This window comes from Ruegeria sp. AE4, assembly GCF_056542185.1.
The window spans coordinates 770,567-794,122 of the sequence record NZ_JBQFZK010000001.1 but is presented as its reverse complement, the minus strand read 5'-3'; the positions used below and the strand labels follow the sequence as shown (position 1 = coordinate 794,122).

The following is a 23,556-nucleotide window of genomic DNA, read 5'->3' as shown; positions in this document are numbered from 1 at the left end:
ACGAAGGGTCGATAATAGGGAATAAAATGCAGGAATTTTCAACAGAATTCAGTGCTGCGATTGCCTTGATCCTTGGGGGAGATTCTGAGCTGTGGGCAATTGTGCTGTTGTCTCTGAAAGTGTCCGTATTTGCGGTGCTGGTTTCTGCTCTGATCGGAATGCCCGTGGGGGCTGCGTTGGCCGTCGCCCGGTTCCCCGGCCGCCGGATGCTGATCGTCCTGATGAATGCACTGATGGGGTTTCCACCGGTTGTCGTGGGCCTGCTGGTCTATCTGATGCTGTCCCGTTCGGGCCCCTTGGGGGTGCTTGAGCTTTTGTACACTCCGACCGCCATGATCATCGCGCAGGTGGTGTTGGTCACTCCCATTGTCGCGGCTCTGACGCGACAGGTTGTTGAGATGCTGGCTGAAGAATATTCAGAACAGCTGCGGTCCTTGGGAGTGTCACGGCTGGCCTCGGTCCCGGTTTTGTTGTGGGATGCGCGACTGGCACTGGTCACGGCCTTGCTTGCCGGTTTCGGACGCGCCATCGCCGAGGTGGGCGCGGTTATCATCGTTGGCGGAAACATCAATCATGTGACCCGCGTGATGACGACAACCATTGCGCTTGAAACGTCGAAGGGAAATCTGTCGCTGGCACTGGCGCTGGGGGCGATCCTGATCGGGATTGCAATTGCGGTAAACGCGATGGTCAGCGCGGTCAGTTTGCGGGCCGAACAGGAGGGGTTGCGCCATGCGTGACGTGATCTGCGAGATGTCGAACTGTCTAACGGTTGAAAAAGTGCAAATTCGCAGCAACGGCAAGGTTTTGCTGGATGTTCCTTCATTGGTTCTGGATGGTCCGGGGCCGACGTTGCTTCTTGGCCCCAACGGTGCGGGAAAAAGTCTGTTGCTGCGGTGCTTGCATGGCCTGATCTCGCCGGATCGCGGGCGGGTGGTGCAGGATGGAAACCCTCTGGGCGCTGCGCAGAAAGCGCGCCAAGCCATGGTATTTCAGAGACCGGTTCTGTTGCGACGCTCTGTTGCTGCAAACCTGGGCTTTGTCCTCAAGCGTCAGGGCATGGGGCGAGCGGCGAGAAAGGCACGTATCATCGAGTTGCTGGCCGAAGGCGGGCTGGAGGGGAAGGCCTGGCAATCTGCCCGGTCGCTTTCGGGGGGCGAGGCCCAGAGGCTGGCCATTTTGCGTGCCTTGGCGCTGGAGCCCGAAACACTGTTTCTGGACGAACCGACCAGCGCCCTTGATCCCGGCGCAACACAGATGATCGAACGTATGGTTCTGCGCGCCTCGGCGCGGGGTGTACGGATCGTGATGGTGACACATGATATTGGGCAGGCCCGTCGTTTGGCCTCGGATGTGGTCATGATGCAGGGCGGTCATGTGGTTGAACACGGCCCCGCAAAACAGGTTTTGGATACCCCCGAAAGTGAAGCATCGCGTCGCTATCTCGCGGGTGGATTGGTTACCTAAAAGATAAAACGGAGAAAATGATGTTCCGCGCAATACTTCGGGCGGCAGTGATGGCCCTTGGTCTGTCGGCAAATGCGGCCTTGGCAGAGACACCGTTCATTGTCGTGCAGTCTACGACATCCACCCAGAACTCGGGGCTGTTGGACTATATACTGCCGTGGTTCGAGGCCGAGTCGGGCATTGACGTGCGGGTTGTGGCCGTAGGAACCGGTCAGGCAATCCGCAATGCGGTCAATGGTGACGGGGACGTCCTGCTGGTTCACGCCAAATCCGCCGAAGAGAAATTCGTCGCTGATGGATATGGCGTGGAGCGGAAGGACCTGATGTATAACGATTTTGTATTGGTGGGCCCCAAGGCAGATCCCGCCGGAATTCGCGGTGGTGCCGACATTCTGAGCGCTCTTACAGCGATTGCAAAGGCTGAAGCCCCGTTTGCGTCGCGCGGTGATGACAGCGGAACGCACAAGGCCGAGCTGCGGCATTGGTCGGCTGCGGGGCTGGACCCAACCGGCGCGTCCGGCAGTTGGTATCGGGAAACCGGTTCAGGTATGGGTGCGACTCTGAACGTGGCCAGCGGCATGGATGCGTATACTCTGACAGATCGGGCGACCTGGCTGTCCTTTGGTAACAGAGGCAATCTTGAGATCCTGGTCGAAGGCGACCCGCGTCTGTTCAACCAATATGGTGTGATCCTCGTGAATCCTGAAAAGCATCCGCATGTACGGGCGGCCGCTGGTCAGCGTTTCATCGACTGGTTGACCGGGCCCGACGGGCAGCAGGCGATCGCCTCTTTCCGGCTGGACGGTCAGCAGGTGTTTTTCCCCAATGCGCATTAAGCTGGCCTGCGGCCAGCCCCTGCGGGGCGAGTATTTTTGAAAAGATGAAGGCGCGGGTGGATTTTCACCCGCTGGCCCCATTGTGGTGGATCGTGCCAAGACCAGACAGGTCATAGCCGCCGAACTCGCGCGCCCGCTGGGCGAACTGACCCGAGCGCAACAGGGTTAGCAGTTTCTGTATCGGCGGATCGAAAAAGGCCCGACGCCAGATGGCAAGATCCAGCCGCTCGGAATGAGTGGGGACAAAACCCAAGTTGTAGAGACCGGCTAGGGCGCCAAGCCCAAAACCTGCCTCGGCCTTCCGGTCATGTAGGGCGATCGCAAGCTCTTCTTCTGTACGTGCGCAGCCGGGTCGAATGTCCAGATCATCCCGGCGCAGGCCGTGGGCGTCCAGTTGGGCGTCAAACAGGCGCTGGCTTGCCGCACTGTCCTGACGCAGTATGACGGTGCGTGACTTGAGGTCGTCAAAAGAATTGATGTCGGATATGCCCGGGGCAAGAAGCAATCCACGCTCACGTCGGGCGACTTCGTATAGGATCACCGGGGCTTCGCCCAAAGTGTCTTGCAGGGATTCCTTGTTGAATCCGCCATTTTCGTGGATGTGTAACACAGCGCCCTGCGCGCTGCGTTCACTGAGCCTGATCAGGCCATCAAAAGAACCGTCGTAATAGGTGGCCAGCCCCGACCCACTTTCACGCAGCGCCCAGTCCAGCAAGGGATCGTGGCTGCCTGCTATGATCGGGGGCAGGGGCGGTTCTGCGACCTGAGGGCCGGATCGCGACGCGTTGAGCCAGGCAATGATCTCGGCCCGCGGAAATAACAGCTTGCCCATGGCGCGCACACACGGCACCTCGCCTGACGAGGCAAGGTCATAAGCCTTCCGCTCGCCAATGCGCAGCAGATCGGCCAGTTCACGGGTGGTCAGATATTGCGCCATTCAGTCGAGGCGCACGGCGATGCCGGACGTAGTGTCAGCGGTGCTGAACCCGATCTGTTCCAGCACAAACGGGGCTGCGCCTGCAATAACGACCATCGTGGCGACGGCGGCAAGAAAGGCTTTCATGGGCTCCTCCGGTTCAGTTCCGGTCAGTTGTTGCGCGACGCAGAAAAGCGATAAGATCCTGGCGATCCTGTGATTTGGCAATTCGCTGCATCGGCATTTTCGACCCCGGAATGTAGTGGTCTGGCCCCTCGTCGAAAAGGGCATTTATTGTCTCGTCATTCCAAATGATATCAGAGCCTTGTAATGTATCCGAGTACAAATATCCACGAACCGTGCCGGCCTGACGTCCAAATACACCGTGCAGGGTTGGGCCTGCACGTCGCGCGTTATCTGATGACAGGCTGTGACAGATCGAACATTTGCGCGCAAACTGGCGTTCCCCGTTGTCCATCTCATCAGGATTTTTCAGGAAACTCGGTTCTGTCGAGGCCATCTGGTGTTGGTCGGACAGAGCGTCCACAGGCCAGCTGTACATCGCCTCGTCAAGTCCGCCCGCATGGATGTTTTTACCGTCTTTGGAAAATGCCAAAGCCCAGACCGGACCGCGCAACGTGGCGCGAAAATCCTGTGCAATGCGCCAATCGACGGTGTCGATGACCATAATATACCCTTCGCCGTCGCCTACGGCCAAAAGTTTCCGATCCGGGCTGAGCGCAAGGGTAAGGATCGGGCGGCGGTCCAGAGTGAAATCGCGCTCTTCACCGTTGGAAAGGTCAAGGATACGTGTGACACCGTCTACCGCACCATAAGCGAGCCAGTTGTCCTGTGCATTCAGCGCCAGTTCATTGATGCCGAACCCGTGCTCGACCAGACGCCTTGTTTCTTGCCCGCTGGACACATCCCATAAGCGCAAAGCGCCGTCGACGCCCGCCGAAAAAAGCTGCGTGCCGTCAGGTGAGAATGCGACCGCGTTTACGCCACTGCCGGTCGGTCCAAGCCGCGCGGGTTCTGTGCCATCGACAGGCCACAGGCCGATTGTTCCATCCCAGCTGGCCGTGGCAATAAGGGTTTCTGACGCGGCAAGGCCAACAATCTTCCCCTTGTGTCGGCCAATGATTTCACCGCTTGGCCATTTGCGCAGGGTGAAATCGTCTCCGGCAGAAAAGAAAGCGGAGCCGTTGAACGCGACTGCGTTCACGGCGGCCTCGTGCCCTTCGAACCAATTTGGCGTTTGCCCGGTCCAAAGACCCACAGAGTTATCGAAACTGGCTGTTGCGATGCGACCGTCTGGCGCGGTGGCGATGCCCATGATGGGGCCGCCATGCCCTTTCAGCGTGAAGAATTCTGCCACGGCGGGCAGGGGCACCAGCGCCAGCGCCAGAACCAGCCCACGCATCTATTCAGCGGGTGAGGCGGCTGCTTTGCCAGCCTCTTTTTCCTGCACCTCTTCCAGCCAGAGCGAGTGATGCTCGCGCGCCCATTGTTCTTCGACCTCTCCGGTTCCCATGGCGTCAAACGCGCCCTCCATCCCGACCGAGCCGAGATAGATATGCGCGACGATGATCGCGATGAACACATAGGCAATCATGACATGCCAGACTTGGGCGAATTGCATCTCTTCCTGCGGTGACATCTGCACCGGCAAGGTCAGACCCAGCGCCTGCGGAATACCCGTGGCGTTTGCGACCGAGAAGGTCTTGGCGAACAGGGGCATCTCGAACGGGAACAGCAGTGACAAGCCGGACAGGCTGATCGACACGCCCAGCAGGATGCAGGCCCAGAAGATGATCTTTTGCCCCGCATTAAATTTCCGGGCGGGCGGGTGGTTGCCCTTGGTGAACAGGCCCCCGCCAGCGGCCAGCCATTTCAGGTCAGTGCGGTTGGGGATGTTATGAGCAATCCAGTTCACCGTGACGATGATCAGACCCAGCATGAAAGCCCAGGCCAGATTATTATGCAGCCACTTGCAGCCCTGTGCGATGGTGGCGAAACCTTCCTTGCCGAAGATCGGGATCAGGAAGTCGCGACCATAGAGCGTAAGCAAACCAGTAATGCCGAGGATCAGGAACGATCCAGCAAACAGCCAATGGCCAAAACGTTCAATCCCGTTGAAACGGGTGACCGTTCGGCCTGTTTTCTCTCCATCGATGCGGATTTTCCCACGGATCAGGAAGAACAGCAGAATGATGCCCAGCATCCCGGCGATGATGTAAGTGCCATATTCGCGCAGCGGTCCGCTGCGGAAGTTCAGCCACCACATGCCGCCATCCTGTATCAACACGCTTGCAGCGGGGCCGTTTGACGATACGGTCACATTGGCCGAGCCATAGCGCAACGCACGATATACATCACTGTCCGACGCGACACCACGGGTGCCAAGCTGACCCATCAGACCCTCGACATTGCTCTGGCCGGTATTGCCGGAGCGATATCCGTTATCCACCTGCTCACCACGTTGCCGGGCGAGAATATCTTCAAGGGTCGTCGCTCCGCCGGTTCCCGCCCTTTCAGGCGTGGCGTTGCTGTCATCGGTCGTTTGGGCGGCTGCCGAAAAGGTCAGCCCAAGGGTGAACAGAAAAGCGATGAGGAAGCGGAGCATCTGAACCTCGGTCAAATTCCAAGATCGGACAACCCGCGCCGAGCGGGTTGTCCATTGCTTTGTGCAGACAGCGGCTTAGCCGTCTTTCTGGTCGTAGGCAGTACCCCAACCCCAGGCGCCCGAGCCGAAACCGCGCGCCACGACGCGTTCACGGTAAACAGCCGACACCACGTCGCCGTCACCGGCAAGCAGGGCCTTGGTGGAGCACATCTCGGCGCAGATGGGCAGTTTGCCCTCGGCGATCCGGTTGCGACCGTATTTGGCGAACTCTGCGGTCGAGTGGTTTTCTTCGGGACCACCGGCGCAGAAGGTGCATTTGTCCATCTTGCCGCGTGAACCGAAATTGCCTGCCTGCGGGTATTGCGGCGCGCCAAACGGGCACGCGTAAAAGCAATAACCGCAACCGATGCACAGGTCCTTGGAGTGCAGGACAACACCTTCTTCGTTCTGATAGAAGCAGTCGACCGGGCACACCGCCATGCAGGGCGCATCCGAACAATGCATACAGGCCACCGAGATCGAGCGTTCGCCCGGGTTGCCGTCATTGATCGTCACCACCCTGCGGCGGTTGATACCCCAGGGTACCTCATGCTCGTTCTTGCACGCGGTTACGCAGGCGTTGCATTCGATGCAGCGTTCAGCGTCGCAGAGAAACTTTGCTCTAGCCATTAATCGTCCTCCTTACGCTGCCGAGATCTTGCAGAGAGTACACTTGGTCTCCTGCATCTGGGTCACTGAATCATAGCCATAAGTCTGGGCGGTGTTGGAACTTTCGCCCAGAACATAGGGGTCAGCACCGGCGGGGTATTTGTGCCGCAAGTCCTCGCCCTGGAAATGGCCGCCAAAGTGGAAAGGCATGAAGGCGACACCGGCACCAACCCGATTGGTCAGCATTGCCATCACCTTGACCTTACCGCCTTCCGGACCTTCGACCCAGACCTGTTGCCCGTCCCGAATGCCAAGGTTGTTGGCATCGCGCGGGTTGATCTCGACGAACATATCCTGCTGAAGTTCAGCAAGCCATGGATTAGACCGGCTTTCCTCGCCGCCGCCTTCATATTCGACCAGACGACCTGACGTCAGGATTATCGGGTAATCCTTTGAAAAGTCGTTCTTTTGGATCGAAGCATAAAGGGTGGGCAGGCGATATGCGTGCCGGTCCTCGTAGGTTGGATAGTCCACCACCAGATCACGCCGGTTCGTATAAAGCGGCTCGCGATGCAGTGGGATCGGATCCGGGAAGGTCCAGACGACCGCGCGGGCCTTGGCGTTCCCGAAGGGCGCACAGCCATGCTTGATCGCCACCCGCTGGATACCGCCCGAAAGGTCGGTTTTCCAGTTGGTCTCGGGGCCTGCAACGGCATCGATTGCAGCGCGTTCTTCAGCCGTCAGGTCGCCGTCCCAGCCAAGGTCCATCAGCATCTGCATCGTGAATTCAGGGTATCCATCCTGAATTTCTGATCCAACGCTATAGACACCTTCGGCCAGCAGGTTGTCGCCATCGCGTTCCACTCCGAACCTGGCGCGGAAGGTCAGGCCGCCTTCGGCCACCGGTTTGGACATGTCATAGAGGTTCGGAGTCCCCGTATGACCCATCTCAGCGGTTCCCCAGCACGGCCAGGGCAGACCATAATATTCGCCGTCGTTTGGTCCACCAATGGCTTGCAGCGTGGTTCGGTCGAACGTGTGCTGATTGGCCATATGGCTTTTCAAGCGTTCCGGCGACTGCCCGGTATATCCAATGGTCCAGAGGCCTGAGTTGAATTCACGCGTGATGCTTTCAACATTCGGGGTCTCGGGGTCTTCCATCTCGATATTGCGGAACAGGCGATCCGCCCAACCGAACTTATTGGCGAACTTGGCCATGATGACCTCGTCCGGCAGGCTTTCGAACAGCGGATCAACCACCTTGTCACGCCACTGCAACGAGCGGTTTGACGCGGTGACCGAGCCACGGGTTTCGAACTGCGTACAGGCGGGCAAAAGGTAGACGCCATCGGTGCGGTCATGCAGAACGGCCGAGACAGTGGGATACGGGTCGATCACGACCAGCATGTCCAGCTTTTCCATTGCCGTTTTCATTTCCGGACCCCGCGTTTGCGAGTTCGGCGCGTGACCCCACAGAACCATGGCACGGACATTGTTGTCCTGATCCATGTTCGCAGGGTCTTCCAGAACACCGTCGATCCAGCGGGATACCGGGATACCGCTTTCATTCATCAGCGGTTTGTCCTTGCCGTCTTTGCCCTTGATCGTGACGAACTGGCCCTTCAGCCAATCCAGGTCTTCGCCCCAGACGCGGCTCCAGTGGCCCCATGCGCCTGCGGACAGGCCGTAATAGCCGGGCAGGGTGTGGGACAACACACCAAGGTCTGTCGCGCCCTGCACGTTGTCGTGGCCGCGGAAGATATTGGTGCCACCACCCGAGGTACCCATGTTGCCCAGCGCAAGCTGAAGCACGCAATAGGCGCGGGTGTTGTTGTTGCCGTTGGTGTGCTGCGTGCCACCCATGCACCAGATGACCGTGCCGGGGCGGTTGTTCGCCATGGTTCGGGCAACACGTTTCAGTTGTGAGCCGGGCACGCCAGTGACGCGTTCTGTTTCTTCGGGCGTCCATTTGGCCACCTCATCCTGAATCTGGTCCATGCCCCAGACACGGGTGCGGATGAATTCTTTATCCTCCCAACCGTTGTCGAAGATGTGCCACAGGATGCCCCAGATCAGCGCAACGTCTGTGCCTGGGCGGAAACGGACATATTCATCCGCATGGGCCGCGGTGCGCGTAAATCGCGGGTCGCAGACGATCAGCGGTGCGTTGTTCTGCTCTTTCGCGCGCAGAACGTGCAGCAGAGAGACAGGGTGCGCCTCGGCCGGGTTGCCGCCGATGATGAAGATGGCGCGCGAGTTGTGGATGTCGTTATACGAATTGGTCATGGCGCCGTAGCCCCATGTATTCGCAACACCCGCAACCGTGGTCGAGTGGCAGATACGGGCCTGATGGTCCACGTTGTTCGTGCCCCAGTAGGCGGCGAATTTGCGGAACAGATAGGCCTGTTCGTTATTGTGCTTTGCAGAGCCCAGCCAATACACGCTGTCGGGCCCGGATTCTTCGCGGATCGACATCATGCCATCGCCGATCTCGTTGATCGCCTCTTCCCAGCTGATGCGCTTCCACTCGCCGCCTTCCTTTTTCATCGGATATTTCAGGCGGCGCTCGCCGTGGGCGTGCTCGCGAACCGAAGCCCCCTTGGCACAGTGTGCACCCAGATTGAACGGGCTGTCCCAGCCGGGTTCCTGCCCGACCCAGACACCGTTCTGTACTTCGGCAACGACGGTACAGCCGACCGAACAGTGGGTGCATACGGATTTGATGTTTTCGACGGCCTGATTGGCCGCTGTCTGGGCACTGGCTGGCGTCACGGTTCCACCCGTGGCACTGATCGCGGCAAGGCCGCCGATCGTCAGGCCCGAGCCACGCAGGAATGCGCGGCGATCGACGGTTTTCTCGCCGACCTGGGACAGGATACTTGTCCGCTGGGGGCGTCTCGCAACCCCGTTGGTCTTTTTCCTAAGCATGTCTTTCCTCCCTTGCGCGCCGTGTCAGCCACGGCTGGCTTGGTACTGCTGAAACCGACGTCAGGGCCAATCGCAACCGTCTGCCGGGTGTGAAAGCGTCCGGTCCTAGAACCGGGTGCTCTCGATGTAGGCGCGTGTATGCGCAGTATCCTGAATGCGGGTTTCGTCGATCGGCAGCGCGGCGGCTTCGGCCTTCCCGGTCAGGCTGGCGGCGGCGACGGCAGCAGGTGCTGCGGTTCCGGCCAGTTTGAGGAAGTCACGGCGGGTGGCGCCTTCTTCCTTGGTCTTGCTCATGGGAACCTCCTTTCCCAATTGCAGTGTAACGCCCGTTTGGGCGCTGGCGAATGACAGCGGTTCACGCTGTCGTCATCCGGAACGCTTCGCGCTCGATCTCCATGAACACCCGACCGGCAGTGCCGACGGATGCATAAAGAACCGAGTTCTCGGCTGCTTCCAAATCCGAATAGAAATGCGTGGCCCACGGGCCGATATGCTTGCTCCAGAATGCCTTTTGGTCATCCAGGGATGCCGGGCTGCCAAAACGCCCGACGATCATTCCGGCCATCATCTCCATCAATGAAGCGATGTTATCTTCGGGCTCGAACACGTTCTGGGCACGTGTGATCCCGCGAACCGCCATGTCATTGCGCAGCTGAGCCAAGGGTTTCTCGTTCAAAAAGCCCGTCAGGTAGAAGCTGGCATAAGGCAGCAACTCACCCCGGCCCAATCCGATGAACAACGCATTGAATTCCCGTTCGGCAGCGGATGGCTTGGTCACCTTGGCAACCCGCGCCATGGATTGAATGGCCTTGCCAAGATCCGTGTCATCTCCGACCAGACCAGCCATTTGGTTCAGCAACATCTGGTCCGGAGGACCTGCCAGTAACAGACCCAGAAAGTTATAGAAATCCGCGCGCAGGCGATCCTCGGCTGAAACATCCAGAGTGTGCGCGTCACTTGCGGTCATTTGGTCATCCTTCAAATTCAAATGTCATTCGACGTGGCGACGGGAGACGTTCGAGTTCTTCGGGCTCTTCTACCTGAACCACTGAAACCGGATCTGGGGCAGGGTCGGGGTCAACTGACACGACCTCTGGTTCTGTGAGCGTCTCAGCTTCGATTTCGTCTACTTCCGATTCTTGCGCGTCGGCGGCCAGTGCTTCGACATGCGCCAGCATGCCTTTTCCAACCTGATAGGCGGTTTGGATGTTTTCGATCACGCAGGCCGCATCGGTGTAGTCCTCGCCGTAATCAACTAGCCCGTCGACATTGGCCAGAACAGGGTTCAACCGCCACAACCGCCGCAGGGCGCGGCGCCGCAGGCGATCAGGCACTGCCTTGGACATAAAGCCGGAAACATCATCGCCGGGTCCGAGGGTATCGGGATTGGGAAGGTTGAATTCGGCCAAAATCTCGGCGTCACTCTTTTCTTCAAGTTCGGCGTGATGGGCTGCGATCACCTGTTCTTCAAGGACCAGCGCCTCGGCTTCAGCTTCGGCCTGAACGGCTGCCTTTCGGCGCGACCAGAAATCACGCCGCTCTGTCATTGCAGCACCCGTCTTGGTGCGCGAAATACATCCGATGCCTGCCGGATACGCGCGTCGCCCTTACCATCCTCCACCAAATCGGTTCGCTTTCTGTCGCGACGGCGCTTGACGAACACTTCGTGCTGGTGATGTTTCAGGGTGAAATCCCGTACCCAGGCGATCAACCCTTCGGTCATTGGGATTTTCTCGACAATCTCTTCGCCGGTGTCCGCGTAATCCTGCCCCTGGAACGGAGAAGCGGTGATCAGAACTGCATTCAGGGGCGTGTCGCCCTTCAGCTCATTCCGCAGTACAAGATAGATCGAGGGTTGCCCGTCCGACAGGTTGACCAGGTAGGCTTCAGTCTCGTCCGCCCAGAGGGTCAGGGGAAGGGTGGCAGCGTGGTATTCGACCGCCTCGCCTTCGCGGCGCAGTTCCTGCCAATCGGCTGGCCCTGCACCGGGCAACACGGCGACCGCGCGCCAGTTCCAGCGGGCCCAACGTGTGACCCCGGGTGTTTTGCGCACAATGACGCCAACCGGCATGTCGATCTGGCTTGCGGCCTTGGCCACTGGATCCTCCCCGAAAGGCTCTCCCCTGCCTTTCCATGTCCACTATGGTACACAAAATAGCCACGTGCCAAGCCTGCGCTTTAATACTTTGGTCGTATTCCCGGTAGCGTCTTCGTGATCAAAGCCTGAGAAGGCTTTTGTTTTATGGGATTTTGCCGCGAAACTCTGCCGGGCGCGCTGTGCACTTCGCAGGGTTGAAGTTGCTTCATCGGGAATGCAGCCTAAAGTGCAAAGGCGGGAATGCAGCCTAAAGTGCAAAGGATCGGGACTGCTTCCCGAGGGAGGGGACATGGGCACGAAACTTTTGCTCTGCGATTGCGCGGGAACTCAGGCGCTGGATCCGGACAGGATCGAAAGCGCCTGCGGGATTACCTGTTCAAAGGTGCATACCGCGCTTTGCACAAAAGAACTGCAATCTGCTGCATCCTTGATGCAAGAGGGCGATACCGTCATCGCCTGTCTGCAGGAACAAGAGGTGTTCCGGTCGCTTGCCGAAGATATGAATGTCGAAATTCCCGGCTTTGTCGACCTGCGGGATCGCGCCGGTTGGTCCGATCAGGGCGCGGATGCGACGGCCAAAATGGCTGCCTTAGCTGCCGAAGCGTTCCTGCCGCAACCGGTGACGCCCAGCGTTGATGTTATCAGCGAAGGCACGTGTTTTATCATTGGTCCTGGTACCGTTGCCTTTGGACTGGCGGAAAGGTTGGCCCGAACACTGGCGGTAACCGTTCTGGTCACGGATCAGGCTGAGCCAGACTCTCGGGCCTTCGATGTCATTCGGGGACAATTGCGGTCTGTTTCGGGTGCTCTGGGTGGGTTTTCCTTGCGTCTGGACAATGTGCAGCAAGTGGTTCCCGCAGGCAGAGGTGCTTTCAATTGGACGGAACCAAGAGATGGGGCGCAATCGGCCTGCGATATCATTGTTGACCTGACGGGGGGCACGCCCTTTGTGCAGGCTCCGGCCAAGCGCGAAGGGTATTTGCGGGCTGATCCCAAGGATGCGGTTTCTGTAGAACGTCTGGCTTTTGACGCCGCCCAACTGGTCGGAACATTCGAAAAACCTCTGTACGTGCGACTGGAGGAAACACTTTGCGCCCATTCGCGGGCGGAACAGGTCGGATGCTCAAACTGTCTGGATATCTGCCCAACCGGTGCAATCACACCCTCGGGCGAGCATGTGGCGATTGATCCGATGGTCTGCGCCGGGTGTGGCGAATGCGCGGCGGTCTGCCCGTCATCGGCGATAACCTATGAAGATCCACCTGTTTCGGCCTTGCTGTCACGGATGCATATTCTGGAACGCACGTACCGAAGAGCAGGCGGAATCGCACCCCGGTTGCTTGTGCACGACGCCTACGGTGCCGAAATGACAAGGCTTACAGCAAGGTTCGGCCGGGGATTGCCTGCGGATGTTATCCCGCTGGAATTGAAAGTGATATCCGGGTTCGGCCATTCGGAAATGCTGGCCGCGCTGGCACATGGATTTGCGCGTGTGGATGTGTTGCTGGCCCCGAAGACCGAACGGGATGCGCTGGATCGCGAAATTGAACTGGCACGTGCCATAACCAGTTCGGATGCGATCGGGCTGATCGAGGAGGTGGACCCTGATGCGATGGCAGACTTGCTGTATGCGCAAAATGTCCCCGAACCGTTGGCAAATCCGGTCTTGCCACTTGGCAACCGCCGACAAATCGCGCGGCTGGCAGCACAGGCCCTGAACCCGCAGGCCAAAGCCCCGCTGCCATTGCCTGAAGGTGCGCCTTACGGTGCCGTTGCTGTGAATACAGACAGTTGCACGCTCTGTCTAAGTTGCGTGTCGCTGTGCCCGTCCGGGGCTTTGATGGATAACCCTGACAAGCCCCAGTTGAACTTTCAGCAGGATGCGTGCCTGCAATGCGGAATGTGCAAGACGATCTGCCCCGAAGACGCGATCACCTTGGTGCCGCAACTGGATCTGAGCGATGCTGCCCTGTCTCAGCAGGTCCTGAACGAGGAGGAACCGTTTGCCTGCATCGAATGCGGGGCTTTGTTCGGGGTGAAATCAACCGTTGAACGGATCATGGAAAAGCTTTCGGGCACGCACCCGATGTTTGCCACGTCGGATCAGGCACGGATGATCCAGATGTGCGACAATTGCCGGGTGAATGCTCATTTCCAGCAGCAGGACAATCCGTTCCAGTCAAAACCCAAGCCTCGGGTCGTTACCACCGAGGATTACTATTCGGATAGAAAGGATCACTGAAGCTTTAGCGGCGCGCCCAGATCAGCGGCGTCTATGCGCGAAACAAACGCCAGGATGGCTTCAAGATCGTCCAACGTCATCTTGACCGGGTGAATTGGGGATGGGCGCTCGGGATCAAAGGGCGGTGTCAACCCGTCGATCTGCGTGAATGCGGGGTGGGGATTGAGGGCAAAGAACGCTTCGAACCGTTCCGACCAATCCGGCATCGCGCGCAGGACGGCGAAAGAGGGGGTCGAGCCAAGCCCGTTCATCCGATTGCGGGGGCCAATCACATGACATCGACCACAATGGGTCATCGACAGTTCTTCGCCCAACACGGTGTTGCCGTCCAGGGTATCGTCCGACTGGGTGACCTTGGGATCAAAGCTGGCGCTGAACGGTTCACCCACCACAGGAGGAAAGCTTTCGACAGTGCGCTTGCCGATCTCTGATTGCAGCCAGTCGCGAAACCGGATTTGACGATCATCGCCTTCGATCCGCAGGTGATAAACCACGCCACCACGGGCAAAGACAGGATCGCCGGGTGGTTCGGTTACCAGCACCATGGCACCGGCATCATCTGCGACAACGCGTATCCCGGTCTTGAGAGAGAAGCGAGGAAGGATATGTTGCAACAGACCGGAGTCGTTAACCTCTGCCGGGGCCGCAAGGCCAATCGCCTCCTGCGACAAGGAGGGGGTGGCGGTGAGCGTCAGGCTCAGGCACAACAAGACAAGGCGCATGGTTTAGCCTAACTATGAAGGCTGTTACGCGTCAAATGAACAGAAAGAGACGGAGACACATGCAATGAGCGGCGACCAATACATGTCGACACGCACGCCCCTGTCGGCGGGGCATACCAAGGAGAGAACAGCGTGAGTGTTCGTGACGCGGTTCTGGCGAACCTGAAAAAGATCACCGATCCGGTTTCAGGTCAGGACATTGTCAGTGCGGGCATCGTGCGTGCGCTGAATGTCGAGGGCGATACGGTTCGCTTTGTCCTTGAGATCGACCCGAAGCATGCCGAAAAGATGGAACCTGTGCGCGCAACAGCTGAAAAGGCCGCACAGATGGTTGAGGGCGTCGTAAATGTTTCGGCCCTGATGACTGCGCATTCCGATAAGGCGCCGCCGGACCTGAAGCCGAAACCCAAGCCCTCGCAAACTGGACCGCAGGCCGTTCCCGGTGTCGACCGGATCATTGCGGTTGCTTCTGGCAAAGGGGGTGTGGGCAAATCCACCGTGTCGGCCAATCTGGCCTGTGCGCTGGCCGCAGAAGGGCGGCGCGTGGGTTTGCTGGACGCGGATGTTTACGGGCCGTCGCAGCCTCGGATGTTGGGTGTCTCGGGCCGTCCGGCCAGCCCCGATGGCAAGACCATCCTGCCTCTGCGCAACCACGGCGTCACCATGATGTCGATGGGGTTGATGACCAATGAAGGGCAGGCCGTTGTCTGGCGCGGGCCGATGCTGATGGGGGCGCTGCAACAGATGATGAGCCAGGTGCAATGGGGTGCCCTGGACGTGCTGATCGTCGACCTGCCGCCCGGTACCGGCGACGTGCAACTGACGCTGAGCCAGAAATTCAAGGTGGACGGCGCTATTGTCGTCTCGACGCCGCAGGACGTGGCGCTGATTGATGCCCGCAAGGGAATCGACATGTTCAATCAGCTCAAGACGCCTATCGTTGGGATGATCGAAAACATGTCCACGCATATCTGTTCGAACTGTGGGCATGAAGAACACGTCTTTGGTCATGGTGGTGTCAAGTCCGAGGCCGAGGCGATGGGCGTGCCGCTGCTGGGTGAAATCCCGTTGCATCTGGACATTCGTATCGCCGCAGACGGGGGTGCGCCTATTGTGGTCAGCAAACCAGACAGCCCTCAGGCTGAGGCTTTCCGCAAGATCGCCCGCGATATGATCGCCAAAGGCACCGCATGAGCCAACCGGTCTTTCCCCCTTTGTTGACGGGCCACCCGGTTCAGGGTGGGGAAGACCCGTTTGAACGCGCCCAGGCTATGGCGGCGCTGGGCTGCGATGCGGGGGCGGTTGTTCATAACATTCAGGCCGATTACCTGCGTGTCGCGATCGTTTTCGCGCCCGAGGTGCCGCTTCGGGACGCGATGGCGATGCTGCCGCTTTGTGCTGTTGGGTTTCAGAATGCGCTGGGCGCTCTGGCCCCACCCGAAGTGGCAGTGCATCTGGGGTGGGATGGTCTGATTTGTGTGAATGGTGCGAAATGCGGTGTGTTCCGCGTTTCGGCCTCCGGGGAAAACGCGGAAGAAGAACCGGATTGGCTGATTGTCGGCTGGGAGCTCGCATTGATGCAAACCAGCAGCGCGCCCGGCGAAACGCCGGATGTCACAGCCCTTTACGATGAAGGTTGTGCCGAGGTTTCGGCCACGCAACTGGTCGAAAGCTGGTCACGCCATATGCTGACCTGGCTCAACCGCTGGCAGGAGGATGGCAACGCGCCCCTGCATGCCGAATGGATGGGCCTGCTGCGTGGGGTAGGTGAGCCACTGGACGATGGCGGTGTATTCCTTGGCACGGATGAGAGGTTTGGAATGCTGATCCGCGACGGGGTCAACACCCGCCTGCGCCCGCTGACGGAACTATTGGAGAACGGACGATGAAACTGGCCCGCGCGATCCATTTCGATGAAAGCGACATGAACGTGTTCCATTCTCCGGCACGTACCGGCGAATGGTGCGTTTCGGGCGGGTTCGAGTTTTCGAACTGGAGCGGCGCGGATCTGGAAGGTAAGGCGCGTCAGGCTTTTGCGAATGGCTGGCTGGGGTTGGAAACCTTTGGCCGGGTGACATTTGTGGCGGTAACCCAGATCGAAGCGGCTGAAAGGGATCAGATCACCCGCAATCTGGCAGAACATTTCGTGCAGTACTACGGAGCGCCCTCGGTCGAAGCGGCATTGAGCGTGGCACAGAACGAAATCGATCACATGTCAGAGCTGTGTGAAGACCATGCCGCCAACACGCTGCTGACCGTCGCCAGAGAATTGTCTGAGACAGGAGTGCACGAAGCCTTTCGTGTGATCACTCCGCAAGACGCACAGCTAGAGGTTCTGGCGGTGCATGGGTCGCTGGACGACTAGAAAGGGTCGACAAACCCGCCGAACTGACCGCGCTTGAAGATCAGACCCTTGCCGGTGCGGTACATGACCTGATCCACATGACCCACAATGATCAGATGATCTCCAGCCTCGTGCCGGGCATGCAACCGGCAGTCAAACCGTGCCAGACAATTGGCCAGCTGCGGGCGATCAGCCTCGTCCGTCGTCCACTCGGCATGGGTGAAATCCACACCGTCGCGGGCAAATCTAAGCGCCTGGTCCTGTTGATCCTGAGCCATCACATGGATCGAGTAATGCGTGCAGGTGCTGAAAGTGTCGAAGCGGTTTGACTCTTTGGCCAGGCACCACAACACCAGCGGCGGATTTAGGGACACTGACGCGAACGAGTTTACAGTGATTGCACGCGGGCCGTCTTCGGTTTGCGCAGTGATCACGGTGACGCCTGTTCCGAAACATCCCAGCGCCTCACGAAAGGCGTGGCTTTGATCCGGGGTCGGTGTGAAAATCTTTTCCGTCATATCGCGCGCGTGTTCCTTGGCCGCGCATCAGGTGCCATGCGTGGCCCGGATTGTCCACGAAAAGCTGAACGGCGTTTGCAAATTTCGGTGTTAATTCAGGTCTTCCAGAAGACGTCCGTGTTTGCGGGTCTGGACGATGACTTCGCCAAAGGTGTTCAGCCCGCGCGCTTGCAGAATGGGCAGCATCTTGACCAGCGCCTCGGCCGTTGCCACCGCGTCGCCCAATGCCGTATGGCGCAGCGCCTCGGGGATAGTGATGTCCAGCCGTTCGCACACTGCGTCCAGTGTATGTGTATCGCTTGCGCCGAACAAAACAGCCGACAGCAGCACAGTGTCGAGTATCGGATGATCCCATTCGACTTCCATACGCTTGGCATGGCGGCGCAGGAACGCCATGTCGAACGGGGCGTTATGGGCTACGATCACCGCATCGCGTGAGAATTGGTGAAACACACGCCCGGCTTTGACGATATCCGGCGCGCCCTGAACCATGCGATCACTGATCTTGTGCACGCGGGTCGAGGCAGCAGGGATCGGAATGCCCGGATCAACAAGCATGTCCAGATGCTCGCCCGCAACGATCTTGCCTTTCACAACGCGGACCGCGCCGATTTGAACGATCTCATCCTTGTGCGGCAGCAAACCGGTTGTTTCCGTGTCAAAGACCACAAAACACAGATCCAGCAAAGAGCGGTTTTCGAACGCACCGTCACCCGGCGTGTCCAGCAACTCGAAATCATAGACCAGTGGGCGGGCCTCATCTGGCGACATACGGGCAACGCTGTCTTCGAACACCAGCATGTAACCGGGTGCGTCCCCCAGTGGCTTCATTCGGGCCGAATAGGTTTGTCGGCCGTCCACGCTGGTCAGGGTGCAGAAAACATCCTTACCTGATTTGCACAACTTTCCATACGCGTCCGTCAGCCCCGTCGATTCGATGTATTCGAAGAGCGAGGCGTTCAGGCGGGGATGCGCGATCTGGGCCAGCACCTCGGCTGCCTGACCATCATACAAAACGATCTGGTGTTTCGGACTGGCCAGCAACATGGCGACCGGGATTTCGGTCAGAAGGGCAGTAAGGCGCTGTTTTTCCGCCGCCAGATGAGCGGTTTCGGCGGCCACCGCCTCGGCCGTGTGCATGGCATTTGCGGCAAGTTGCTCGGCCAGGCCGGCCGCTGCTGGGGCCAGATCGCCCAGGTATCGCGCGGCCTGCATGTCCAGATCGGTGCTGACACCGGCATGAGCGCGGGCCCGCAGTTGCGCTGAAAGCCGTTCGATCGGCTTGGCGACATTGTCGTCAAACAACAGCCAGACACCTGCGATCAAAGCCAGCAATCCAAACCCGATCAGAACCTCGGCAAAGATGAAGTCATCAAACAGGTCAGGTTGTGCGGCCCGGGCATAGGTGATCCACAGGGCGGCGGAACTGATTGATATCCCGCCGAGCGCGAGCAGACAGAAAAACAGAAATATCCTGAGCCTGAGGCTTAACCCTGTGAGCATGGTCAAACCCCGCAGGTGGCGTCGATGATGGGGTCGGCAGGCCCGGCAGATATCCAGTCTGCATTCAGCAGACGCCCGTCATCGGAAAACTCAGCACCGTCCGCAAGGTTGGCGCGACGATTCTCGGCACAGTTTACGACCACGGGCAGTTTTGAAACCGGGGCCCAGCGGCCGAAGAAGTAAAGATCGACAAGCCGTTGATCTGGCACGTTTTCGTTTGTTCGCACCGACACGGTATCGATGGCGGCAAAGCGGTCGACGAAGGGCATGGCGTAGGTCCACGGGCGGTAGAGGGCGCGGCTTTCAACCTCTTGCACGATTGCCATCTCCTTGGGAAGCTGTTCGCGCGTACGGTCATACCAGGAATATTCGCTGGAGATGGTCACAGCGATCATCCCCAAACCCGCCGCGACCGGAGTAACCCATTTCGGCAACCGCCCTCCGGTCAGCTTGTTCAGCACAAGAACGATACCCGCAAAAGCGAAGCCCGCAAAAACAGTGCCGATCAATTCCAGAAACATCGTGTCACTCCGTTCTTCAGATGCATGTCAGCCCAGCATTCCCTTGCCGTGGCCGACCGCCGATTGCATCGTTTTTACCACAACGAAGGCGTCACGAAGATGACTTCGCTCAAAGTCCGAAAGATCGGAAGGTGGCAGATAATTGTCTGGTTTCTTGCCTGATTTGACCAGTTGGACCTGATGTTCCAGCCGGGTTTCGGCGATCAGATCATAGGCGTCCAGTAAATCGCGTGCACCCGACGCGCTGAGAACGCTATTGGCCTCAGCCGCTTTAAGGCGGGCGCGGGTATTGGCCTCGGGCAGTTCGCCTTGCAAGGCGTAGATCCGCGCCAGATCCACGACCGGAACAACACCATTGTGTTTCAGATCCAGCGTATTGCGGTGTTCGCCCGACCGGATGGTTGCAAACCCACGCAGCAACCCCAGCGGCGGGGTGTGTTTCAACGAGTTCGAGATCATATGTGCGACGAAGATCGAATTGGACCTGGCCGCCGCCAATGTGTCGGCCTGCAGGTCGGCGAACAGGTCGAACGCGCCGCCAATCGGACGCAAGTCAAACATGACCGAGGCCAGCATCTGCGCTTCGGGGTTCGGTTTGGCGATCCATCCCTTGAAATAGTCGCGCCAGACACGCACCGGCTGACACCAGCGCGGATTGGTCGCCATCATGTCGCCGGGGCAATAGAAATAGCCACAGGTATCCAGCCCATCCGACACAAACTTGGCCAGCTTTGCAAAGTACTCCATATCCGCATCGGTCACGCCGTCATCCAACATCAGGCAGTTGTCCTGATCCGACACGCCTGTCTGCTCCTGCCGCCCTTGCGAGCCGCAGGCCAGCCACAGATACGGCACAGGGGGCGGGCCCAGTTTCTGTTCGGCAAGGGCCAGAAGGCGCCGGGTAACCGTGTCAGCAATATCGGTGATTAGGCGCGTGACGATTTCGTGCCGGTTCCCGCCTGCAACCAGTTGCACCAGCAGCTGTGGGATTTCCGCCGTTACCCGCGCCATTTCTTCGGCGGTATTTGCCTGCGCGATGCGTCGCACCAGTTCGGCCGAGTTCACAGCCTGGTAATGTGTCAGGTCGGTTTGTGTGACAATACCGACCAGCCGACCGCCCTCGGAAATCGGGACGTGGCCGATGCCGCGTTCCATCATGATGTGCAACACGTCTGAACCAATGTCGCCGGGTGACAGGGTGACGGGGTTTGCGGTCATGATTTCGGAAACCGGCGTGGACGGAGGCAGGCCGTCCGCAACGTACTTGCCCGAGATGTCCCGCAGCGTCGCGATGCCCTGCAACGTGTCGCCGTCCGTGATGCACAGCGACGAGATGTGTTTATCGCGCATGATCTGCGCCGCTTTCTGAACTGGCGTATCCGCGGGGCAGGTGGCCGGGTTATGTGCCATCAGAATATCAATGGAACTGGTCGCAAGGCTTTGCGGGCCACTTCTGTCGCCGCGTGTCCGGTCGAAGAACTTGGCGACCACATCGTGACCGTCGATCAACTCGCGCACCAGATCCGGTGGCAAAACAATCAGGACCGACGGAGTGTGCGCACGCGCCTTGGTGGCTGCCTTACCGTCTTTCAGCAGTCCGCGCTCTCCAAAAGAATTGCGCAAACCCAGTTGAGAGACAACGGCACCATTCTCATCGGTGATTTCAACCTGTCCTTCATAGATCACGAACACACCGGGAAGCGCATGACCCAGTTCATAGACCGAGGTGTCTTCCTCGACTTCCCAGACCTCGATCTGTTTTACGATCTGATCCAGTGCATCAGCCGGTAACGCGTCATAGGGATGAACGGATTTCAGAAACCGGGCGATTTCATCGTGGGACAGGGGCATCTGATGTCTCCGATGTTCTGGTGAAAAAATCCCGCCCAGTGGTATGCCGGGCGGGAGTAGTGGATCGAAAGACGCGGTCGAAGGCAAGAGCCAACGACCGCATCATGCTCACTTGTTCTGAGCTGCACCCGCACCACGGGGAATGCGAACGCTTTCGACCAGTTCCTTGATCTCCTGCGGAGTTTCCTTGGTCATGCCAGCCACAACATAGGCGACAGCGAAGTTGACCATGGCACCGACAGCGCCGAACGAGGTCGACTGGATCGGACCCAGCAACGGATCGGCATCGGTGAACGAGTTGGTGTCCGGAATGAACAGCCATCCCTTGTGCAGGAAGATGTAGACCAGTGTAACGACCAGACCTGCCAGCATACCTGCAACAGCACCGGTGTTGTTGATGCGGGTCGAGAAGATCCCCATCATCAGTGCCGGGAAGATCGAGGCTGCCGCCAGACCAAAGGCCAGAGCAACAGTCTGTGCCGCAAAGCCCGGAGGATTCAGACCCAGCCAGGTCGCTACAGCAATCGCCACAGCCATCGCAATCCGTGCCGACAGAAGCTCGCCTTTTTCCGAGATCTGCGGGTTGATTGCGCCCTTGATCAGGTCGTGAGACACGGCCGACGAAATCGCCAGCAGCAGACCCGCAGCAGTCGACAGAGCAGCCGCAAGACCACCGGCAGCGACCAGACCAATCACCCAACCGGGCAGGTTGGCAATCTCGGGGTTGGCCAGGACCAGGATGTCGCGGTTGAACTTGGTCAGTTCGTTACCGACCCAGCCTTTTTGTTCCGCAATCGCCTGCATCGATTCAGACTTGTCATTGTAGTACTGAATCTTGCCGTCGCCGTTCTTGTCTTCCCAATCCAGCAGACCGGTTTTCTGCCATGTGGCCATCCAGTCGTACCGAGCATCATTGTCGATCTGTTCGACTGTAACGGCACCACCTTCGATGCCACCATTGGGCCACATCATGTCGGTGATATTCAGGCGGGCCATTGCGCCAACAGCCGGAGCGGTCAGATACAGCAGCGCGATGAAAACCAACGCCCAGCCAGCCGACCAGCGTGCATCAGCAACTTTGGGAACGGTGAAGAAGCGCATGATAACGTGCGGCAGACCGGCAGTACCGATCATCAGCGACAGGGTGAACAGCACCATGTTCAGCGTGTTCGAGTGATGGGCCGTGTATTCGTTGAAGCCCAGCTCTGTCACGATGCCGTCCAGCTTGGTCAGCAGCGGTACACCGCTTGCAGTGTCGCCAAACAGACCCAGTGCCGGAATCGGAGTGCCGGTCAGCTGTAGCGAGATAAAGATGGCAGGGATGGTGTAGGCGGTGATCAGCACGCAGTACTGAGCGACCTGTGTATAGGTCACGCCCTTCATCCCTCCGAACACCGCGTAGGCAAACACAACGCCTGCACCGATCAACAGCCCGGTGGTGTTCGACACTTCCAAGAAGCGGCCAAAGGCAACCCCAACACCGGTCATCTGACCGATAACGTAGGTCACCGATGCAACAATCAGACAGATCACCGCAACGATGCGTGCTGTCTGGCTGTAGAAGCGGTCGCCGATGAACTCCGACACGGTGAACTTGCCGAACTTCCGCAGGTAAGGCGCAAGCAGCAGGGCCAACAGCACGTAGCCACCCGTCCACCCCATCAGGAAGGTCGAGTTGTCATAGCCGGTAAAGGCAATCAGGCCCGCCATCGAGATGAACGAGGCCGCAGACATCCAGTCTGCCGCTGTCGCCATACCGTTGGTGACCGGGTGTACGCCGCGACCGGCGGCGTAGAACTCTGATGTGGAACCCGCGCGGGCCCAGATCGCGATGCCGATGTACAGCGCAAAGGATGCGCCGACAAACAGCAGGTTGATGGTAAACTGATCCATTATCCCCGCTCTCCCTTACTCTTCATCCACGCCGTGTTCGGCGTCCAGCTTGTTCATGCGCCAGGCGTAGTTGAAGATCAGCACCAGAAAGACCAGGATCGATCCTTGCTGAGCGAACCAAAAGCCCAGATCAGTACCACCGACGGCGATGCCCGACAGCAGCGGACGCAGCAGGATGCCGAATCCAAATGACACCAGCGCCCAGATCACGAGGCTGATGTAGATGAGGCGCAGGTTGGCCTGCCAATAGCCCTTGTCGGCTTCGGCTGCCTGCGCGGAGTTTGTAGATTGATCCGCCATTGCGGGTTCCTCCTTCGCTTCCTCGTTTGGCGGCCCGGTGCCCAACTCCTCCAGTGCGTCGGTCCGCTTCTCGACAATGCCCAACACCGTGTGGTGACAGGCAAAACTCCACCAGTCCGCCAAGGCGGTCTTTTGAAGTATTC

At 58.9% G+C, this 23,556-nt stretch carries 24 protein-coding genes; 7 read left to right on the top strand and 17 right to left on the bottom strand.

All coding sequences use genetic code 11. The features are described from left to right. Positions 1–26: 26 nt before the first annotated feature. From ACR0EK_RS03975 to ACR0EK_RS03965, 3 genes are read left to right on the top strand one after another with little or no spacing between them, the layout of a single operon-like run. Positions 27–740: an ABC transporter permease gene (locus ACR0EK_RS03975; RefSeq protein WP_480565154.1), complete on the top strand. Its 714-nt coding sequence runs from the start codon at positions 27–29 to the stop codon at positions 738–740. After that, positions 733–1,467, top strand: coding sequence for an ATP-binding cassette domain-containing protein (locus ACR0EK_RS03970; RefSeq protein ID WP_480565151.1), 735 nt, complete (start codon positions 733–735; stop codon positions 1,465–1,467). Before ACR0EK_RS03975 ends, ACR0EK_RS03970 begins: the two co-directional genes overlap by 8 nt. A 20-nt stretch (positions 1,468–1,487) precedes the next feature. Continuing rightward, positions 1,488–2,303 carry an ABC transporter substrate-binding protein gene (locus ACR0EK_RS03965; RefSeq protein ID WP_480565147.1) on the top strand — a complete coding sequence of 272 codons (816 nt, stop codon included), beginning with the start codon at positions 1,488–1,490 and terminating at the stop codon, positions 2,301–2,303. Between the two features lie 64 nt (positions 2,304–2,367). On the opposite strand, the gene ACR0EK_RS03960 is transcribed toward ACR0EK_RS03965, so the two are convergent. From ACR0EK_RS03960 to ACR0EK_RS03915, 10 genes are all read right to left on the bottom strand, one after another. Continuing rightward, entirely contained in the window at positions 2,368–3,240 is an 873-nt protein-coding gene (locus tag ACR0EK_RS03960) for a helix-turn-helix transcriptional regulator (RefSeq protein WP_267365570.1), read from the bottom strand. Next, positions 3,241–3,366, bottom strand: coding sequence for a hypothetical protein (locus ACR0EK_RS03955; protein ID WP_267365569.1), 126 nt, complete (start codon positions 3,364–3,366; stop codon positions 3,241–3,243). 13 nt (positions 3,367–3,379) lie between these two features. Then, complete coding sequence (locus ACR0EK_RS03950) at positions 3,380–4,642, bottom strand: c-type cytochrome (RefSeq protein ID WP_480565143.1); 1,263 nt, start codon at positions 4,640–4,642, stop codon at positions 3,380–3,382. After that, complete coding sequence (locus ACR0EK_RS03945) at positions 4,643–5,845, bottom strand: formate dehydrogenase subunit gamma (RefSeq protein WP_480565140.1); 1,203 nt, start codon at positions 5,843–5,845, stop codon at positions 4,643–4,645. Between the two features lie 75 nt (positions 5,846–5,920). Beyond that, the gene (fdh3B, locus tag ACR0EK_RS03940; RefSeq protein ID WP_209504177.1) at positions 5,921–6,514 is read right to left on the bottom strand and encodes a formate dehydrogenase FDH3 subunit beta; all 594 of its coding nucleotides are present in this window, start codon (positions 6,512–6,514) and stop codon (positions 5,921–5,923) included. A 12-nt stretch (positions 6,515–6,526) separates the two neighbouring features. Beyond that, positions 6,527–9,421, bottom strand: coding sequence for a formate dehydrogenase subunit alpha (locus ACR0EK_RS03935; protein ID WP_480565137.1), 2,895 nt, complete (start codon positions 9,419–9,421; stop codon positions 6,527–6,529). 105 nt (positions 9,422–9,526) lie between these two features. Beyond that, positions 9,527–9,715: a ubiquinol-cytochrome c reductase iron-sulfur subunit N-terminal domain-containing protein gene (locus ACR0EK_RS03930; RefSeq protein WP_480565134.1), complete on the bottom strand. Its 189-nt coding sequence runs from the start codon at positions 9,713–9,715 to the stop codon at positions 9,527–9,529. A 61-nt stretch (positions 9,716–9,776) separates the two neighbouring features. Continuing rightward, positions 9,777–10,388: a TorD/DmsD family molecular chaperone gene (locus ACR0EK_RS03925; RefSeq protein ID WP_480485900.1), complete on the bottom strand. Its 612-nt coding sequence runs from the start codon at positions 10,386–10,388 to the stop codon at positions 9,777–9,779. A gap of 4 nt (positions 10,389–10,392) precedes the next feature. Beyond that, positions 10,393–10,968: a DUF3306 domain-containing protein gene (locus ACR0EK_RS03920; RefSeq protein ID WP_480485898.1), complete on the bottom strand. Its 576-nt coding sequence runs from the start codon at positions 10,966–10,968 to the stop codon at positions 10,393–10,395. After that, a complete protein-coding gene (locus ACR0EK_RS03915; RefSeq protein WP_267365561.1) occupies positions 10,965–11,519 on the bottom strand; it encodes a DUF3305 domain-containing protein in 555 nt (184 codons plus the stop codon). The genes ACR0EK_RS03920 and ACR0EK_RS03915 overlap by 4 nt, the downstream gene beginning before the upstream one ends. Positions 11,520–11,808: 289 nt before the next feature. On the opposite strand from ACR0EK_RS03915, the gene ACR0EK_RS03910 reads away from it, so the two are divergent. Next, positions 11,809–13,761 carry a 4Fe-4S binding protein gene (locus ACR0EK_RS03910; RefSeq protein WP_480565131.1) on the top strand — a complete coding sequence of 651 codons (1,953 nt, stop codon included), beginning with the start codon at positions 11,809–11,811 and terminating at the stop codon, positions 13,759–13,761. Here the strand turns inward: ACR0EK_RS03910 and ACR0EK_RS03905 are convergent. Then, entirely contained in the window at positions 13,755–14,483 is a 729-nt protein-coding gene (locus ACR0EK_RS03905; RefSeq protein ID WP_480485895.1) for a hypothetical protein, read from the bottom strand. The genes ACR0EK_RS03910 and ACR0EK_RS03905 overlap by 7 nt on opposite strands. Before the next feature lie 132 nt (positions 14,484–14,615). Here ACR0EK_RS03905 and ACR0EK_RS03900 point away from each other — a divergent pair, with 132 nt between their 5' ends. The 3 genes from ACR0EK_RS03900 to ACR0EK_RS03890 are packed head-to-tail and all read left to right on the top strand — an operon-like array spanning position 14,616 to position 16,848. Further along, complete coding sequence (locus tag ACR0EK_RS03900) at positions 14,616–15,677, top strand: Mrp/NBP35 family ATP-binding protein (RefSeq protein WP_480485893.1); 1,062 nt, start codon at positions 14,616–14,618, stop codon at positions 15,675–15,677. Further along, a complete protein-coding gene (locus tag ACR0EK_RS03895; RefSeq protein ID WP_480545646.1) occupies positions 15,674–16,372 on the top strand; it encodes a biotin/lipoate--protein ligase family protein in 699 nt (232 codons plus the stop codon). The genes ACR0EK_RS03900 and ACR0EK_RS03895 overlap by 4 nt, the downstream gene beginning before the upstream one ends. Further along, on the top strand, positions 16,369–16,848 hold the full coding sequence (locus ACR0EK_RS03890; protein WP_480485889.1) for a DUF6505 family protein: 480 nt from the start codon (positions 16,369–16,371) through the stop codon (positions 16,846–16,848). The genes ACR0EK_RS03895 and ACR0EK_RS03890 overlap by 4 nt, the downstream gene beginning before the upstream one ends. Here ACR0EK_RS03890 and ACR0EK_RS03885 read toward each other — a convergent pair. From ACR0EK_RS03885 to ACR0EK_RS03860, 6 genes are all read right to left on the bottom strand, one after another. After that, positions 16,845–17,345 (bottom strand): flavin reductase family protein, encoded by a 501-nt coding sequence (locus ACR0EK_RS03885; RefSeq protein WP_480565128.1) that lies wholly within the window; start codon positions 17,343–17,345, stop codon positions 16,845–16,847. The two genes, ACR0EK_RS03890 and ACR0EK_RS03885, sit on opposite strands and share 4 nt — an antisense overlap. A gap of 90 nt (positions 17,346–17,435) precedes the next feature. Beyond that, positions 17,436–18,848 carry a 3'-5' exonuclease gene (locus tag ACR0EK_RS03880; RefSeq protein WP_480537664.1) on the bottom strand — a complete coding sequence of 471 codons (1,413 nt, stop codon included), beginning with the start codon at positions 18,846–18,848 and terminating at the stop codon, positions 17,436–17,438. A gap of 2 nt (positions 18,849–18,850) precedes the next feature. Further along, the gene (locus ACR0EK_RS03875) at positions 18,851–19,369 is read right to left on the bottom strand and encodes a hypothetical protein (protein WP_480537666.1); all 519 of its coding nucleotides are present in this window, start codon (positions 19,367–19,369) and stop codon (positions 18,851–18,853) included. A 27-nt stretch (positions 19,370–19,396) separates the two neighbouring features. After that, the gene (locus ACR0EK_RS03870) at positions 19,397–21,220 is read right to left on the bottom strand and encodes a DUF294 nucleotidyltransferase-like domain-containing protein (protein WP_480565125.1); all 1,824 of its coding nucleotides are present in this window, start codon (positions 21,218–21,220) and stop codon (positions 19,397–19,399) included. 108 nt (positions 21,221–21,328) lie between these two features. Then, complete coding sequence (locus ACR0EK_RS03865; protein WP_480481301.1) at positions 21,329–23,113, bottom strand: sodium:solute symporter family protein; 1,785 nt, start codon at positions 23,111–23,113, stop codon at positions 21,329–21,331. A gap of 15 nt (positions 23,114–23,128) precedes the next feature. Next, positions 23,129–23,413, bottom strand: a complete 285-nt coding sequence (locus tag ACR0EK_RS03860; RefSeq protein ID WP_209504901.1) for a DUF4212 domain-containing protein — start codon at positions 23,411–23,413, stop codon at positions 23,129–23,131. Positions 23,414–23,556: the final 143 nt, after the last annotated feature.

Coding starts and splice junctions, on each gene's coding strand:
- ACR0EK_RS03930 (WP_480565134.1), bottom strand. CDS start 9,715: ATGAGCAAGACCAAGGAAGAAGGCGCCACCCGCCGTGACTTCCTCAAA.
- ACR0EK_RS03920 (WP_480485898.1), bottom strand. CDS start 10,968: ATGACAGAGCGGCGTGATTTCTGGTCGCGCCGAAAGGCAGCCGTTCAG.
- ACR0EK_RS03950 (WP_480565143.1), bottom strand. CDS start 4,642: ATGCGTGGGCTGGTTCTGGCGCTGGCGCTGGTGCCCCTGCCCGCCGTG.
- ACR0EK_RS03955 (WP_267365569.1), bottom strand. CDS start 3,366: ATGAAAGCCTTTCTTGCCGCCGTCGCCACGATGGTCGTTATTGCAGGC.
- ACR0EK_RS03860 (WP_209504901.1), bottom strand. CDS start 23,413: ATGGCGGATCAATCTACAAACTCCGCGCAGGCAGCCGAAGCCGACAAG.
- ACR0EK_RS03970 (WP_480565151.1), top strand. CDS start 733: ATGCGTGACGTGATCTGCGAGATGTCGAACTGTCTAACGGTTGAAAAA.
- ACR0EK_RS03965 (WP_480565147.1), top strand. CDS start 1,488: ATGTTCCGCGCAATACTTCGGGCGGCAGTGATGGCCCTTGGTCTGTCG.
- ACR0EK_RS03875 (WP_480537666.1), bottom strand. CDS start 19,369: ATGTTTCTGGAATTGATCGGCACTGTTTTTGCGGGCTTCGCTTTTGCG.
- ACR0EK_RS03935 (WP_480565137.1), bottom strand. CDS start 9,421: ATGCTTAGGAAAAAGACCAACGGGGTTGCGAGACGCCCCCAGCGGACA.
- ACR0EK_RS03960 (WP_267365570.1), bottom strand. CDS start 3,240: ATGGCGCAATATCTGACCACCCGTGAACTGGCCGATCTGCTGCGCATT.
- ACR0EK_RS03885 (WP_480565128.1), bottom strand. CDS start 17,345: ATGACGGAAAAGATTTTCACACCGACCCCGGATCAAAGCCACGCCTTT.
- ACR0EK_RS03945 (WP_480565140.1), bottom strand. CDS start 5,845: ATGCTCCGCTTCCTCATCGCTTTTCTGTTCACCCTTGGGCTGACCTTT.
- ACR0EK_RS03925 (WP_480485900.1), bottom strand. CDS start 10,388: ATGACCGCAAGTGACGCGCACACTCTGGATGTTTCAGCCGAGGATCGC.
- ACR0EK_RS03870 (WP_480565125.1), bottom strand. CDS start 21,220: ATGCCCCTGTCCCACGATGAAATCGCCCGGTTTCTGAAATCCGTTCAT.
- ACR0EK_RS03905 (WP_480485895.1), bottom strand. CDS start 14,483: ATGCGCCTTGTCTTGTTGTGCCTGAGCCTGACGCTCACCGCCACCCCC.
- ACR0EK_RS03910 (WP_480565131.1), top strand. CDS start 11,809: ATGGGCACGAAACTTTTGCTCTGCGATTGCGCGGGAACTCAGGCGCTG.
- fdh3B (WP_209504177.1), bottom strand. CDS start 6,514: ATGGCTAGAGCAAAGTTTCTCTGCGACGCTGAACGCTGCATCGAATGC.
- ACR0EK_RS03890 (WP_480485889.1), top strand. CDS start 16,369: ATGAAACTGGCCCGCGCGATCCATTTCGATGAAAGCGACATGAACGTG.
- ACR0EK_RS03880 (WP_480537664.1), bottom strand. CDS start 18,848: ATGCTCACAGGGTTAAGCCTCAGGCTCAGGATATTTCTGTTTTTCTGT.
- ACR0EK_RS03975 (WP_480565154.1), top strand. CDS start 27: ATGCAGGAATTTTCAACAGAATTCAGTGCTGCGATTGCCTTGATCCTT.
- ACR0EK_RS03895 (WP_480545646.1), top strand. CDS start 15,674: ATGAGCCAACCGGTCTTTCCCCCTTTGTTGACGGGCCACCCGGTTCAG.
- ACR0EK_RS03865 (WP_480481301.1), bottom strand. CDS start 23,113: ATGGATCAGTTTACCATCAACCTGCTGTTTGTCGGCGCATCCTTTGCG.